The sequence below is a fragment of the Pseudomonas sp. TH49 genome (genome assembly GCF_016650625.1).
Lineage (GTDB): Bacteria > Pseudomonadota > Gammaproteobacteria > Pseudomonadales > Pseudomonadaceae > Aquipseudomonas > Aquipseudomonas fluorescens_H.
In genome coordinates, this window is the sequence record NZ_JAEKFL010000002.1 from 2,207,443 (window position 1) to 2,221,895 (window position 14,453).

The window sequence follows — 14,453 nt, forward strand, 5'->3', positions numbered from 1 at the left end:
TCAATGCGAGTGATAGTCAGAGCCTTCCTACACAAATGCAAGACGCTTCCTACAGTGCTTACATTTCTTAAACAATTGATTTTGCTGCGCTCACCGCCAGCAAAGGCGCAAGGCATAAGGGTTTCCCCGAGAGCGGATATCGAGTTCTCCAGCGCCCGACCCACTTCCCCGTCGGTAATTGTTTAGCTGAACCGCTCCAAAACCTGAGTCGCAAACAGGCAACTGACGACCGGCACAAAAACTCAATTGCCACAAAATATTACTTGAGTCATATTACGACCGTAATAACGATCCTCTTCCACAGGTATTACGCCATGACCAGCATGCCCACCCTTGAGCCCGAGCTGTCTGTTCCGGTCCCCCCTGCCAGGCCGCCACTGCGCAAACGTCTGCTGCTGACCGGTGCCGGGCTGATCGCGCTGGTGGTGGTCGGCGTGTACGCCGCTCACTGGTGGGGCACCGGGCGCTTTCTGGAGGAGACCGACGATGCCTACATCGGTGGCGACGTCACGGTGATCGGGCCGAAGGTCGCCGGGTACATCGAAGAAGTGCTGGTCAGTGACAACCAGCCAGTGAAGGCCGGTGACGTGCTGATCCGCCTCGACGCACGTGACTACCGCGCCAACCTCGCCAAAGCCGAGGGCGCGGTTGCCGCCGAGGAGGCGCTGCTGGCCAACCTCGACGCTACCGAACAATTGCAGCAAGCAGTGATCGGCCAGACCCGTGCCGGCATCGATGCTGCCGGTGCCGAAACTGCTCGCTCGCGGGACGACAATGCGCGCTACAAACGCCTGGTAAGCACCAATGCCGTCTCGGTGGAAAGCGCCCAACGCGCCGACGCCACCTTCAAGACCGCCCAGGCCCTGAGTGCCCGCGCCCAGGCCGAACTGCTCGCCGCACAACGCCAACTGGCAGTGATCGACACCCAGAAACAACAGGCCCGCGCCGCCCTGCAACAAGCCCGGGCCGAGCGTGATCTGGCGCAACTGAACCTCGGCTACACCGAACTACGCGCGCCGGTTGACGGCGTGATCGGCAACCGGCGCGCGAGGGTCGGCGCATACGCCCAGGCCGGTTCGCAACAGTTGTCGGTAGTGCCGGCCAGCGGTCTGTGGGTCGATGCCAATTTCAAGGAAGACCAGTTGGCGCGGATGAAACCCGGGCAACGGGTGAGCATCCGTGCCGACGTGCTCTCCGGCCAGGAATTCCATGGCCGCCTCGACAGCCTCGCTCCCGCCACCGGCTCGCAATTCAGCGTGCTGCCGCCGGAGAACGCCACCGGCAACTTCACCAAAATCGTCCAGCGGGTGCCGGTGCGGATCCTCCTCGATCCGGCCGACGGTGTGCTCGGTCATCTGCGGCCGGGGCTGTCGGTGACCGCTGAAGTCGACACCCGTGCGCAAGCCGAAACCAGCGCCGTGGCCGTCGCGCCATGAGTACCGCCCTCACCGCCCCGGCGCAACCGTTCAACGCCGCCGACATGGCCACCGCGACCAAAGTGTTCGCCTTCGCCAGCATGTGCATCGGCATGTTCATTGCGCTGCTGGACATCCAGATCGTCTCGGCGTCGCTGCGTGACATTGGCGGCGGACTCTCGGCCGGCACCGATGAAACCGCGTGGGTGCAGACCAGTTACCTGATCGCCGAAATCATCGTGATCCCGTTATCGGGCTGGCTGTCGCGGGTATTTTCCACACGCTGGCTGTTTTGCGCCTCGGCGGTCGGCTTCACCCTGGCCAGCCTGCTCTGCGGCGTGGCCTGGAACATCCAGAGCATGATCGCCTTTCGTGCGCTGCAAGGTTTTCTCGGCGGCTCGATGATTCCGCTGGTGTTCACCACCGCGTTCTTTTTCTTCACCGGCAAACAACGGGTGATCGCCGCCGCGACCATCGGTGCGGTGGCTTCGCTGGCGCCGACCTTGGGGCCGGTGATCGGCGGCTGGATCACCGACATTTCCTCATGGCACTGGCTGTTCTATATCAACCTGGTGCCGGGAATTTTCGTCGCCGTGGCCGTGCCGATGCTGGTGAAGATCGACCAGCCGGAACTGTCGCTGCTCAAGGGCGCGGACTACCTGAGCATGGTGTTTCTCGCACTGTTTCTCGGCTGCCTGGAATACACCCTCGAAGAAGGCCCGCGCTGGAACTGGTTCAGTGACAGCACCATCCTGACCACCGCGTGGATCAGCGGTCTGGCGGGTCTGGCCTTTATCGGGCGCACCTTGCACGTGGCCAATCCGATCGTCGATCTGCGTGCACTCAAGGATCGCAATTTTGCCCTGGGCTGCTTCTTTTCCTTTGTCACCGGGATCGGCCTGTTCGCGACGATTTACCTGACCCCGCTGTTTCTCGGGCGGGTACGCGGCTACAGCGCGCTGGACATTGGTCTGGCGGTTTTTTCCACCGGGGTGTTCCAGATCATGGCGATTCCGCTGTACGCCTTTCTCGCCAATCGCATGGATTTGCGCTGGATCATGATGATCGGGCTGGGGCTGTTTGCATTGTCGATGTGGGAATTCAGTCCGATCACCCACGACTGGGGCGCGGGCCAGTTGATGCTGCCGCAAGCGTTACGCGGAATCGCCCAGCAACTGGCAGTACCGCCGGCGGTGACGCTGACTTTGGGAGGGTTGGCACCGGCACGCTTGAAGCACGCTTCGGGGCTGTTCAACCTGATGCGCAACCTGGGCGGTGCCATTGGCATTGCCGCGTGCGCGACCATTCTCAATGATCGCACCAACCTGCACTTCACTCGTTTGGCCGAGCATTTGAACAGCAGCAACGAGGCGATGAATCAGTGGTTGTCGCAGGTCGGTGGCAACCTGGCGACGCTGGGTCAGAGCGGTGATGTCGGGATCACCGCCGCCCTGCATCAGCTGTGGCTGCTGACCTACCGCGAGGCGCAGACCCAGACCTACGGCGATACCTTTTTGATGATCATGCTGTGCTTCATCGTCGCCACGGCGATGGTGCCCTTGATGCGCAAGGTGCAACCACCGGCCGCGCCGAGTGCGGATGCGCATTGATCACGGTTTCCGAAACGCCCCTCCCCCTGTAGGAGCTGCCGCAGGCTGCGATCTTTTGACTTTGATTTTTTAAAAACCAGATCAAAAGATCGCAGCCTCGTTTCACTCGACAGCTCCTACAGGGGCATGTGTTGCGGCTTAGAGCTGCGGGGTTTTGCGGAAGCCCACGGCCAGACGGTTCCAGCTGTTGATGGTGCTGATCGCCACGCTCAGATCGACCATTTCCTTGGGTGTGAAATGCGCCGCGACGATCTCGTAGTCTTCGTCCGGGGCGTGGGTCAGGCTCAGTTGGGTCAGCGATTCGGTCCACAGCAGCGCCGCACGTTCGCGGTCGGTGAAGAACGGCGCTTCACGCCACGCGGTCACGGCGAACAGACGGCGCGGAGTCTCGCCGCCCTTGATCGCGTCGGCGGTGTGCATGTCGATGCAGAATGCGCAGCCGTTGATCTGCGAAGCGCGCAGCTTGACCAGTTCGACCAGGGTCTTTTCCAGCGGCAGTTTCGAGACCGCGGTTTCCAGGGCGATCATCGCTTTCAGGGCGTCTGGGGAAGCGGTGTAGAAATCGGTACGAGCTTTCATGATGGAGTTTCCGGGGCCAGTGAATGTGTGACTAAGGTAGTCCCGCCACTGCCCCGGACAAATAGCCAATCTCCCGGAAGACGAGTAGACCACCGCGTCACACGCGATTGCGCAACCAGTGCAGGAACCCGGTTTTCGCCACCACGGTCGGCACGTCCTGTGTCAGGGTCTGGGCCTTGTGCAGGCGATAATCGAGCAAGGCTTTCATCGCCTCGTTGATGTCATGACGGGCATCCAGGCACGGCTTCAGGTAGGTCTTCTCGATGCGATACAGCGCGCAATAGGTTTTCGCCGCGAAAGTCGCCGGCACCGAGGAATCGGAGAGGATGCCGGCCTCGCCGATCACCTCTCCCGGCCCCATGCGCCCGGATTCGAACGGCGTGCCATGGCGGGTCAAGGTCACGCTGACCACGCCGGACTCGATGATGAACAAATGATCGCTGACCTCCCCGGCATCGAGAATCGTCTCCCCGGCGCGGAAAGTCTGCAGGGTCATGTTCTGGCTGAAGGTGTCTTTTTCTTCCTGACGCAGCGTGGAGAAAATCGGCGAACTGTCGAGCAACGCCCGTGGCCGCGAGAGGTTGCCGGTGACGATCGGTTCGACGCTCGACAACAGATTGATCCCGGACGCCTGCAAGTGTCGGTAAGCCAGATCGAACAGCTGATTGCGCACCGAGCGCTTCTGATCCATCGACGAGACGAAACCGCTGATCTCATATTCCGCACCGGCGCTGCTGGAGCTTTTCAACGCGACGCTCGGCGAAGGATTGTCGAGCAGCGGACGGCAGCCCTGCATCGCCCGTTCCAGCGCGTCGATCACCGTATTGGGCCGGGCGTGCGGGCTGACCTGGACGCTGACGGCCACCCCGAACATGTTGCTCGGTCGGCTGAAGTTGATGATCTTGGCCTTGGCCGCCAGCGAGTTGGGAATCACTGCCATGCTGCCCTGACTGGTTTGCAGGCGCGTGGCGCGCCAGTCGATATCGACGACCCGGCCTTCGGTACCGTCGATGGAGATCCAGTCATCGATCTGATAGGGCTTGGTGGTGTTGAGCACAATCCCGGAGAACACGTCGCTCAAGGTGCTCTGCAACGCCAGACCGACAATGATCGCCAAGGCCCCGGACGTCGCCAGCACGCCTTTGACCGGCAGATCCAGCACATAGGCCAGCGCGGCGATAATCGCGATCAGGAAAATCACCGCACCGAGCAGATCCTGCAACAGTCGCCCGGTGTGGCCGACCCGCTGCATCATCACCGCGCCGATCAGCACGGTCAGGGTGCGCGCGCCGAACAGCCACCAACCGATCTGCAAGCCGGTCGCCGCCAGATGCAGCGGCACGTTGTCGGCCCACGGCGCCGGCTCCATCGGATTCAGGCCTTCGTTGAACAACAGCACGCTGAACAGGCTGAAAATCAGCACTCGCACCAGCAGCTTCCACTCGCTGCCACGGGAGCTGATCAGGCGCCACAGCCCGAGATCAAGGAGGATCAGGATCAACGCGCAGAACAACGGATGTTCGCTCAAAAAAGACAACATCAAACCACTCCGACAGGGGCCAATCGCGAGAAGATCGCACAGATTGGGCAAGTGTAGGAGCAATTGATTTCAGAGGATGAACGCCAGCGTAAAAACACCCAAAAACCAATGTGGGAGCGGGCTTGCTCGCGAAGGCGGTGGATCAGTCAGACACGCATCGACTGACACTCCGCTTTCGCGAGCAAGCCCGCTCCCACAGGGGGGGGTAGTTACCCGTGCATTCGGCCGAATTGCCCGGACTGGAAGTCGGCGAATGCCTGATGAATTTCCTGCTCGGTGTTCATCACGAACGGGCCATGGCCGACAATCGGTTCGTCGATCGGCTCGCCGCTGAGCAGCAACACCACCGCGTCTTCGCCGGCCTCAAGGGTCAACTGACGACCGTCGCGCTCGAACAGCACTAACTGCCCGACACCCGCCGTTTGCGCACCGTTGATCGTCACCGAACCTTTCAACAGCACCAGCGCGGTGTTGCGCCCTTCGTGCAGATCCAGTGTCAGCAACTTGCCGGCGTTCAACCGCAGGTCCCAGACATCGATCGGCGTGAAAGTGTGCGACGGCCCTTTATGCCCTTCGAACTCACCGGCAATCAGCCGCAGGCTGCCGGCGCCGTCCTTCAGCGCGATATTCGGAATGTCACGATCAAGAATGGTCTGGTAGCCGGGCGCGGCCATTTTGTCCTTGGCCGGCAGGTTGACCCAGAGTTGCACCATTTCCAGTTTGCCGCCGGTTCTGGCGAAATCATCCGAGTGAAACTCTTCGTGCAGGATCCCGGACGCCGCCGTCATCCACTGCACATCGCCGGGGCCGATGGTGCCGCCGCTGCCGGTCGAGTCGCGGTGCTGCACTTCGCCGTCGTAGACGATGGTCACCGTTTCAAAACCACGGTGCGGGTGCTGGCCGACGCCACGGCGCTCGGTGGTCGGAGTGAATTCGGCAGGTCCTGCGTGATCGAGCAGCAGGAACGGGCTGATGTGTTTGCCCAGGTTGTCATAGGAAAACAGGGTGCGAACCGGGAAACCATCGCCGACCCAATGGCCGCGAGGGCTGGTGTAGATACCGATGATGTTTTTCATGGTTGCCTCCAAAAGGTGGGTGACGCAATGGATTGAGCTTAAATCCATGACGGCTGGAGGACTAGCCGGCAAAAACCGGCTTTAGTGTTCCATATTTAGAACAGTCCCACCTTTGAATCTCGTCCCTTGTGGGAGCGGGCTTGCTCGCGAAGGGGCCAGTCCAGACAACACAACTATCGGGAAAGATTCATGACTTCTGCTCAACAGTGCTTTGCCCCACCAGCGGTTTTTCTCAAGGACGCAGACGCGGATACTCCTGCCCATTCCCACTGCAACCCTGGAGTCATCAATGTCTGTTCCCGCTTTTGGTCTGGGTACGTTTCGCCTGCAAGGTCAGGTGGTCATCGATTCGGTGCGCACCGGCCTTGAACTTGGCTACCGCGCCATCGACACCGCGCAGATCTACGAGAACGAAGCCGAGGTCGGCCAGGCCATCGCCGCCAGCGGCATTGCTCGCGAAGAGCTGTTCATCACCAGCAAGATCTGGATCGCCAACTTCGCCAAGGACCGTCTGATCGACAGCCTCAAGGAAAGCCTGCAGAAGTTGCAGACCGACTACCTCGACCTGACGCTGATCCACTGGCCGTCGCCGGAAGATCAGGTGCCGGTCGCCGAATTCATGGGCGCGCTGCTCGAAGCCAAGCGTCTGGGCCTGACCCGGCAGATCGGGGTGTCCAACTTCACCATCGACTTGATGCAACAAGCCATCGTAGCGGTCGGCGCGGAAAACATCGCCACCAACCAGATCGAGCTGCACCCGTACCTGCAAAATCGCAAAGTGGTCGAGTTCGCCCGCAGCCAAGGCATCCAGATCACCTCCTACATGACCCTCGCCTATGGCGAAGTGCTGAAGGATCCGGTGATCCAGCAGATTGCTGAACGCCTGCAAGCGACCCCGGCGCAAGTCACTCTGGCCTGGGCGATGCAGTCGGGTTACGCGGTGATTCCATCGTCGACCAAGCGCGCCAACCTGCAAAGCAACCTCGGCGCCACTGCGCTGACATTGAGCGAAGCAGACATGGCGCTGATCGCCGGTCTGGAGCGCGGCCATCGCCTGACCAGCCCGAAAGGCATTGCCCCGCAGTGGGATTGAGCGCTCAGCCCTGAAGATGCTGCGCAAGGCCGAGCATGGCCGTGCGCAGCGCATCCGCCGAGCGATGGACAGCCAGTGTTTCGGCATCTCGACACGCCTGTTCGAGATCCGAGCACGCCGCCGCCACCCGCGCGGCACCGACCATTTGCGCACCGCCCTTGATGTGATGCGCCAGCGTCCGCAACCCGTCCAGATCCTGGGGCTGGCGCGCCGCATCCAGCCGTTGCAGATCGTCCTGCAGACTGCGCAATACTTGTTCGCGCAGGCGTTGCATCACCGAGTGATCGTCTCCAGCCATCTGCTCCAGCGCGCTCAGGTCGATCTCGGGCAACGTCAGAGCCGGGGTCGGCAAGTGATCGCTTTCGCCGTGACTGGCCGCCTTCAACGCCTGCTGCAGATCGTGCAAGCGAATCGGCTTGAACAGACAATCGTCCATGCCGGCCTCAAGGCAACGAACCCTCTCCTCGACTTGCGCGTTGGCGGTAAAACCGAGGATCAGGCAACGCGCCCGGCCGCTCGCTGCCTCTTCGTCACGGATCGTCCGGGCGAGTTCGTAACCGTTGCGCTGCGGCATGTTGCAGTCGGTGATCAGCACATCGAATGCTTGTGCTCGCCAGCGTTGCAGCCCCTGTTCACCGTCTTCGATGTCGACCGTACGGTGGCCGAGTTCGCTCAGTTGCCAGCACAACAGCAAGCGGTTGACCGGATGATCGTCCACCACCAGAACACTCAATGAACGCGCCGGCGTGTCCGCCACTTCAGGGCTTGCCGCTTCGGGGGCGAGCGCGACCAACAACGGCAACTGCAGATTGATGTCGACCCGCGTTCCAAGCCCCGGCTCGCTGTCGAGGTGCAGCGTTCCGCCCATCATTTCGCAGAGGTTGCGGCTGATCACCAGTCCCAGCCCCGAGCCGCTGCGCGCCGACTGACCATGGTTGCCGGCCTGGACAAACGGGCTGAACAGGCGTTGCCGGTCATCGGCGCTGATGCCGATGCCACTGTCTTCAATCACGACTTTCACGGCCAATTGTTCGGGAGCCGTCCTGGTCACCACCAGTTGCACGCTCACCTGGCCGTGCTCGGTGAATTTGATCGCGTTGCTCAACAGGTTCGACAGCACTTGCTTGAAGCGTGTCGGGTCGACCATGACGTCAACGCCACTCTGTGCATCCAGTTCGACATGCCACAACAGGCGCTTCTGCCGCGCCAGTGCCTCGAACACCCGGCACACCGAGATCACCAGTTCGCGCAGATTGGCCCGTTCCGGTGCGAGGGACAGATGCCCGGACTCGATGCGTGCGATGTCGAGAATGTCGCCGATCAGCGCGAGCAGTTGCTGGCCAGCGCCGGATGCGACTTCGATCGCCAGCTTGTCGGTGACCCCCTCCTCGGCCCGCTTCAGGGCCAGTTCGAGCATGCCGATCAAGGCATTCATCGGGGTGCGGATTTCATGGCTCATGGTCGCCAGAAACGTGGTCTTGGCCCGGTTGGCGTCGTCGGCGGCCTCCTTGGCCTGCTGCAACTGCCGCAGCCATTGCTGACGCTGGCGCAACTGCCAGCGCTGCAAACCGATCCAGGCCAAGGCCAACAACAGCAGGCTCGCGGCAGCGGCAAAAGCCAGGAGAATCTCCCGGCGATAGCGCTGCCAATAGCTCTCCTCGACCAACACATCATGGCTCCAGCGCTCGACCAGCTCGTCCATCTGTTGCGGCGCGATGCTCAGCAGCGCCTTGTTCAGAATCGTGTGCAGCGCCGTATCCTGCGGTGCGGTGGCCAGGGCGATGCGCGCCGGTTGATCGCCGATGGTATTGGTGATGCGCAGGCGCTCACGGTAATGGCGGGCGATCAGAAAACGCGCGACCAGTAACGAGCTGACGGTCGCGTCGGCCTGCCCCTTGGCAATCAGCTCCATGCCCTCGGCCGGGCTGCTGACCTCGACCAGACGTACCCCCGGCACCCGCTGCAGGATGTAACCGCGTAACGGATGACCGCGATAAATCGCCAGACGCTTGCCCGGCAGATCGGCGAGGCTGCGCGGACTGCCCGCCGTTATCGCACTGACCAGTACAAACGGATTGTTCAGGTACGCACGGGTGAATTGCAGCTCGGCTTCCCGCTCGCTGCTCGGGGTCACCACCGGCAACACGTCGAGTTCACCGGCCTTGAGCTGTTCGATCTGGCGATCCAGCGAACGCCCCCGGACCACCTCGAAATGCAGCCCGGTGCGCTGACTGATCAGGGTAAGCAATTGCGCTGACAGACCGTTGAATCGCCCGCTGGCATCAAAAAAAGTCAGCGGTGCGAAATCCTCGATCACACCGACCCGCACCAGCGGATGTTGCTCCAGCCACTCCTGCTCGCCGGCACTGAGGCGCACCCGCGACTGCGCGGCCATTTGCGCACGCCCCGCGCTCCAGCGCTGCTCGATAAGCTGACGACGCTCCAGGGGAATCACCGCCAGCGCCTTGTCGATGATGCGTTTGAGGCGAACTTCGCTGCGCAGCATGGCGAAACCGAAGGGGCTGGCATCCAGGCCCGACGGACCGGCCAGTTGCAAGTCATTACGGTAATTGGTGTTGATCAGGTAATTGGCGCTGATCAGATCGCCGAGATAGCCGTCATCGACACCGAATGCCACCGCACCCAGCGCATCCATCGCCGAGGGGTAACGCTGCAAGTCCGCCCCGGGATAGAACGCCTGCACGCTGGCCAACGGCAGATAGTCCTCGACCATGGCGATGCGTCGGCCCGCCAGATCCGCCGGCAGAGTTTCGTCAAGCCGGGTCACCAGCATCGGCTGATCTTCGGCGTAGGGGCGCGACAGCATGAAATCCGGGTCGGCCAGCTCGAAATTGTTCGAGGTCCCCAGCAGGTCCAGTTCACCGCGTTTGAGTGCGGCCATCACCTCGTCGCGATGGGTGAAGCGTCGAACGTCGATCCGCACATTGAGCAGTTGCGCCAGAAGCTCGGCGTAATCGGCGGTGAGGCCTTCCAGCTCCTGCCGATTGCGGGTGATTTCGAACGGTGGGTAATCGGCTCCGGAAATGCCCATGCGCAACACCGGGTGCTGGCGCAGCCATTGGCGGTCCTGCTCGTCGAGCGGGACCTGAATATTTTCCAGTGCTGCCTGGCTCAACAATTCCAGGGGTTGTGGCGGCTCGCTGGCGCAGCAGGTGGCCGTGATACTCAACCACAGAACCCACCACCCGCGTTGCCGACTCACTTTGCCACTCAGATCAAATGATTGCGCTTGGCGAATTCGCGCAAGTGCACCGTGGAATTGATCGCGAGTTTTTTCATCAGGCGGGTCTTGTAGGTACTGACGGTCTTATGGCTCAGGTGCATGTCTTCGGCGATCGCCTTGTTCGATTTGCCCAGTGCCAATTGCTCGAGAATGCTCAGTTCGCGGTTGGAGAGCTGATCGATCAGCTGTTTTTCACTGCGGTCCAGCGGGGACGATGCATGGGTGGTGTCGGGCAACGCTGCAAAGTATGAGTAGCCCGACATCAGTGCCTGGATTGCCTTGTGCAATTGCAGCAACTGGTTGGTTTTGGTCACGTAGCCCATGGCCCCGCCCCGCAGGCATCGGTTTTGATAATGCAGCGGGTCCTGGGAGGTGAAGATCAACACCTTGCACTCGGGGTTATCGGCCTTCAGCCGCTCCAACACCTCCAGCCCGCCTAGCCCCGGCAACTTGAGATCGAGTATCACCAGTTTGGGTTGGTGCTTGCGGAGCAGCGCCATGACTTCACCGGCGCTCGATGCTTCGTGAATAACCTTGAACCGTTCGGCTTCGAGGACGAGTTTCACGGCCGCCCGTACCACCGGATGATCATCGACGATCAGCGCTGACTTCATGACCGCTCCCAGTGCAAAAACATGACGATGGCGCCACTGGCATCGGCTGTTCCTGCCGCAGGGGCGCGCAAAGACTGTTACACGGGAATCAAACCGTATCTACCTGTCAGATCTGACAGTTGCGCCAAAGGGGAATCTGTGCTCAAGCCCGACGCTGCAGGGCTGATAGCGGGTTCCAGGTGTCAGCCGCACACACCGGGGCAACATCGACGCGCGCCATCAGATGCTTGATCGCGGCCGCATTGGGCAAGGCGACATGGCTGATCTGCAGGTTTTCCTGAGCGAAGCCGGCGGGTGTCAGCGCAGGCGCCGAGGGCTCGTTATAGATCAGCGCGTGGCGCACATGCGGGTTGTTGAGGAAAAACCCCGGCAGGTCCAGCGATCCGGCCGCCAGCTCGGCGTTGATGACCACCGCATCGAAGGGTTCACAGCCGTACTCCACCAGGGTCAGCAGCTCAAGCAGACTCTGTACCGGAGCGATGCGGAAGTATTCAAGGCCATTGAACAGGCGCTCGATTTTCATCCGGTGAAAATGCTGCGGATCGGCAATCAGGATGCGCAGGGTTTTATTGATCATGCTCGATTTCCTGGAGGTCACGGGTGGATGCGCCAAGGCTACGCAAGCCGCAGGAACAACTCTGTAGGATCTTTCCTAAAAATCCGCTCATTCATCCGCGTTTTTCCCGTGGTTGCGCCGTTGCAGCCAGTGGAGCAAATCGGCTCCGGCCATCGGTCGTGCGTACCAGTAGCCCTGCCCTTGCGTGCAGCCCAGTGCCAGCAGTTCACGACGTTGCGCATCGGTTTCGATGCCCTCGATGACCACGCTCATGCCCAGGGCTTCGCCCAGTGCCAGGGTGCTGCTGATGGCGGCGCGGCAACGGGGTTCGTGCGCAAGGTTGCGAATGAAATCGGCGTCGAGCTTGATCTCGTTGAATGGCAACTGGCACAGGCGCTGTAATGAGGAGAACCCCGCGCCGAAGTCATCGATCGACAAGCGACAACCCATAATGCGCAACCGCACCAGACTCTCGAGGCTGGTGGCCGGCGCTTCGAGCAGACCGCTTTCGGTCAGCTCGAACGTCAGGCTCGAACCGCAGGTTTTATGTTCAGCCAAAAGGCTTTTCAAAGTGGACGTCAGTTGCGCATTGGCCAATTGTACGGTTTGCAGGTTGAACGCCATGTTCAAGACAAAGCCCTGAGCCCGGGCACTGTGCTGTACCCGCAAGGCCTGATCGATCTGCGCGAACAGCATCTCGTCGAGCAGTCCGCAACGTTCAAGTACCGGCACAAACAGCGCCGGCGAAATCAGCCCGCGTGTCGGATGCAGCCAGCGGCACAGCACCTCAACGCCACAGACTTCGCCGCTCTGCAGGTTGAACTTGGGTTGATACCAGGCATGCAATTGGCCCCCGGCCAGCGCATGGCGTACCGCCGCTTCACTGGCCAGCGTTGTGGTGCGAATCGGCTGCGACGGGCTGATCTGCCGATTGACGAATTTCTCCAGCAACTCGGCCAACACTTGGGCGTGCAGCGGTTTGCCGACATCACCGAGCAGGTCCAGCCCAAGCAGCGCAACCATCTGATGCACTGCCCGCCGCAGATCCGCCGACAGCGAACTGCTGATGATCACCGACCTGACCTGCCCCGACGCGCCGACCCGCTGCAGAAACTCCAGGCCGTCCATGCCCTCCATCTGCAAGTCGCACAGGGCGATGTCCACCGAGCCGACTTCATCGAGCAACGCCAGCGCCTGCGCGCCATCGCTGGCCTCCAGCACCTCCCGACACCCCAGCCCTTGCAGCATGTTCACCGCTACGGAGCGCTGGAAAGCGTGGTCTTCAAGCACCAGGATACGGAGCGGCAGATCGGGCATGAGGGTTGGCTCGCTGTGGGTGAAATGCGGATGAGTGTCGAGCTCGCGAGGGGGCGTCTGCGATCGCTTAACCATCGAGATGCTCCAGCACGGTGCCAAGGGTCTGCCGGTCCGGCGTATGGAGCATGAACAGCTGCCGACGCCGGGTGGCATAAATCGCCTCGGCCTGCGGCTGACCACGCCGGACATCGTGGATCACACCGTGGCGAATCTGTGGATTGCCCTGAAAGAACCGCACCGGATCAACACCCGCAGCGGCAATCAGTTCGCCATTGATGATCATCAGGTCGAATTGCTCGAACGGCTCATGGGAATAATGCGTCAACGCCAACAGTTCACGAAACGAACGCACTGGCGTGAGGTGGCGGTAGCCCAGCTCGTTGAAGACTCTGGCGATTCTGGATTGCAGAGCCTGATGCTCTTCGACAATCACGATTCGCCTGCACTTGTAGGACATAAGGTTTAACGGCGTAAGAAAATGTGCCGAACACGCTAACCAGAAGTCGTCAGAACCTATGTAGGAAAAGTCCTAAAAGCAGGAGGAAACCTCTCGAAAACCGACAGGACGCCGCCTGGACACTGGCCAAAGCGGCGATTTTCTTGCCAGAGGCGGCGATAGCGATCGCCGAGAGCCACGCCGAATGGCGGCTCGAGGTTGTTGCCTTATTCCGTGGTACTCGGACTCCAGAACGCCTGCACCACCAGCGCCGAGGTCGAAATCCGCGCCACCAGGGCATCGAGTTCGTCACCGTCCACCGAGGTGGTCGCCAGCGTCGCTTCGATCTCGATTTCGTCAGCGCCGAAGGCGTGTACATCGACATCGCTGGCCGGGTAGTTGCTGCGCTCCAGCTCGGCTTCGAGCAGGGCGAACACGGCTTTCTGTTGCGAGCGTCGGGCGATCACGTAAACGATGTTGGTGACTTCGGCCGAGACCACATCCAGTGGCTGGCGGTTGATGTTGTTGACGATCGGCCGCAGCAAGGTGTTGGCGGCGAGGATGAACAGCGTGCCGAGCACCGCTTCGGCCAACAGATCGGCACCGGCGCAGGCCCCCACGGCGGCGGAGGTCCACAGGGTCGCGGCGGTGTTGAGGCCACGGACGTTGCCCTCCTCGCGCATGATCACCCCGGCGCCGAGAAAGCCGATGCCGGAGACCACGTAGGCAACCACGCGCACCGCGCCATCAGCACCGCCGAGGCGGTTGGCCATGTCGACGAAAATCGCCGCGCCGACCGCCACCAATACGTTGGTGCGCAGACCGGCGGTGCGCTGCCGGTACTGGCGCTCGAAACCGATCAGGCCACCGAGGATGAACGCTGCGCTGAGGCTGACGAGAGTGTCGAGCAGCGAGGTGAGGTTGAGGTTGTTGATGGCTTGCATAGTCTTGTCCTTGAAAACACCCGAATCCC

At 61.4% G+C, this 14,453-nt stretch carries 12 protein-coding genes; 3 read left to right on the top strand and 9 right to left on the bottom strand.

Features of this window, described 5'->3' with window-relative positions; translation table 11 throughout:
- The first annotated feature begins 314 nt into the window (after positions 1-314).
- Both JFU48_RS27090 and JFU48_RS27095 read left to right on the top strand, forming a co-directional pair.
- Entirely contained in the window at positions 315-1,436 is a 1,122-nt protein-coding gene (locus JFU48_RS27090) for an HlyD family secretion protein (RefSeq protein ID WP_201138237.1), read from the top strand.
- Positions 1,433-3,025: a DHA2 family efflux MFS transporter permease subunit gene (locus JFU48_RS27095; protein WP_201138238.1), complete on the top strand. Its 1,593-nt coding sequence runs from the start codon at positions 1,433-1,435 to the stop codon at positions 3,023-3,025. The genes JFU48_RS27090 and JFU48_RS27095 overlap by 4 nt, the downstream gene beginning before the upstream one ends.
- 138 nt (positions 3,026-3,163) lie before the next feature.
- On the opposite strand, the gene JFU48_RS27100 is transcribed toward JFU48_RS27095, so the two are convergent.
- From JFU48_RS27100 to JFU48_RS27110, 3 genes are all read right to left on the bottom strand, one after another.
- The gene (locus tag JFU48_RS27100; protein WP_201138239.1) at positions 3,164-3,604 is read right to left on the bottom strand and encodes a carboxymuconolactone decarboxylase family protein; all 441 of its coding nucleotides are present in this window, start codon (positions 3,602-3,604) and stop codon (positions 3,164-3,166) included.
- Positions 3,605-3,701: 97 nt separating this feature from the next.
- Complete coding sequence (locus tag JFU48_RS27105) at positions 3,702-5,144, bottom strand: mechanosensitive ion channel domain-containing protein (RefSeq protein ID WP_201138240.1); 1,443 nt, start codon at positions 5,142-5,144, stop codon at positions 3,702-3,704.
- 209 nt (positions 5,145-5,353) lie between these two features.
- Positions 5,354-6,220, bottom strand: a complete 867-nt coding sequence (locus tag JFU48_RS27110) for a pirin family protein (RefSeq protein ID WP_201138241.1) — start codon at positions 6,218-6,220, stop codon at positions 5,354-5,356.
- 289 nt (positions 6,221-6,509) lie between these two features.
- Here JFU48_RS27110 and dkgB point away from each other — a divergent pair, with 289 nt between their 5' ends.
- Positions 6,510-7,313 (top strand): 2,5-didehydrogluconate reductase DkgB, encoded by an 804-nt coding sequence (dkgB, locus tag JFU48_RS27115; protein WP_201138242.1) that lies wholly within the window; start codon positions 6,510-6,512, stop codon positions 7,311-7,313.
- Positions 7,314-7,317: 4 nt separating this feature from the next.
- Here the strand turns inward: dkgB and JFU48_RS27120 are convergent, their stop codons facing one another.
- The 6 genes from JFU48_RS27120 to JFU48_RS27145 form a co-directional block, all read right to left on the bottom strand.
- Entirely contained in the window at positions 7,318-10,503 is a 3,186-nt protein-coding gene (locus tag JFU48_RS27120; protein WP_242486724.1) for a transporter substrate-binding domain-containing protein, read from the bottom strand.
- A gap of 41 nt (positions 10,504-10,544) precedes the next feature.
- On the bottom strand, positions 10,545-11,171 hold the full coding sequence (locus tag JFU48_RS27125; protein WP_201138244.1) for a response regulator transcription factor: 627 nt from the start codon (positions 11,169-11,171) through the stop codon (positions 10,545-10,547).
- Positions 11,172-11,313: 142 nt separating this feature from the next.
- The gene (locus tag JFU48_RS27130) at positions 11,314-11,748 is read right to left on the bottom strand and encodes a chemotaxis protein CheY (RefSeq protein ID WP_103484482.1); all 435 of its coding nucleotides are present in this window, start codon (positions 11,746-11,748) and stop codon (positions 11,314-11,316) included.
- An 87-nt stretch (positions 11,749-11,835) separates the two neighbouring features.
- Positions 11,836-13,119, bottom strand: a complete 1,284-nt coding sequence (locus JFU48_RS27135) for an EAL domain-containing response regulator (RefSeq protein WP_242486725.1) — start codon at positions 13,117-13,119, stop codon at positions 11,836-11,838.
- Positions 13,112-13,477 carry a hypothetical protein gene (locus tag JFU48_RS27140; protein ID WP_201138245.1) on the bottom strand — a complete coding sequence of 122 codons (366 nt, stop codon included), beginning with the start codon at positions 13,475-13,477 and terminating at the stop codon, positions 13,112-13,114. The genes JFU48_RS27135 and JFU48_RS27140 overlap by 8 nt, the downstream gene beginning before the upstream one ends.
- A gap of 230 nt (positions 13,478-13,707) precedes the next feature.
- Positions 13,708-14,424, bottom strand: a complete 717-nt coding sequence (locus JFU48_RS27145) for an MgtC/SapB family protein (protein WP_103484485.1) — start codon at positions 14,422-14,424, stop codon at positions 13,708-13,710.
- Between the last annotated feature and the right edge of the window lie 29 nt (positions 14,425-14,453).

Bases quoted from the DNA above. Each gene is read 5' to 3' on its own strand.
- JFU48_RS27090 (WP_201138237.1), top strand. From the start codon at position 315: ATGACCAGCATGCCCACCCTTGAGCCCGAGCTGTCTGTTCCGGTCCCC.
- JFU48_RS27095 (WP_201138238.1), top strand. From the start codon at position 1,433: ATGAGTACCGCCCTCACCGCCCCGGCGCAACCGTTCAACGCCGCCGAC.
- JFU48_RS27100 (WP_201138239.1), bottom strand. From the start codon at position 3,604: ATGAAAGCTCGTACCGATTTCTACACCGCTTCCCCAGACGCCCTGAAA.
- JFU48_RS27105 (WP_201138240.1), bottom strand. From the start codon at position 5,144: ATGTTGTCTTTTTTGAGCGAACATCCGTTGTTCTGCGCGTTGATCCTG.
- JFU48_RS27110 (WP_201138241.1), bottom strand. From the start codon at position 6,220: ATGAAAAACATCATCGGTATCTACACCAGCCCTCGCGGCCATTGGGTC.
- dkgB (WP_201138242.1), top strand. From the start codon at position 6,510: ATGTCTGTTCCCGCTTTTGGTCTGGGTACGTTTCGCCTGCAAGGTCAG.
- JFU48_RS27125 (WP_201138244.1), bottom strand. From the start codon at position 11,171: ATGAAGTCAGCGCTGATCGTCGATGATCATCCGGTGGTACGGGCGGCC.
- JFU48_RS27130 (WP_103484482.1), bottom strand. From the start codon at position 11,748: ATGATCAATAAAACCCTGCGCATCCTGATTGCCGATCCGCAGCATTTT.
- JFU48_RS27135 (WP_242486725.1), bottom strand. From the start codon at position 13,119: ATGGTTAAGCGATCGCAGACGCCCCCTCGCGAGCTCGACACTCATCCG.
- JFU48_RS27145 (WP_103484485.1), bottom strand. From the start codon at position 14,424: ATGCAAGCCATCAACAACCTCAACCTCACCTCGCTGCTCGACACTCTC.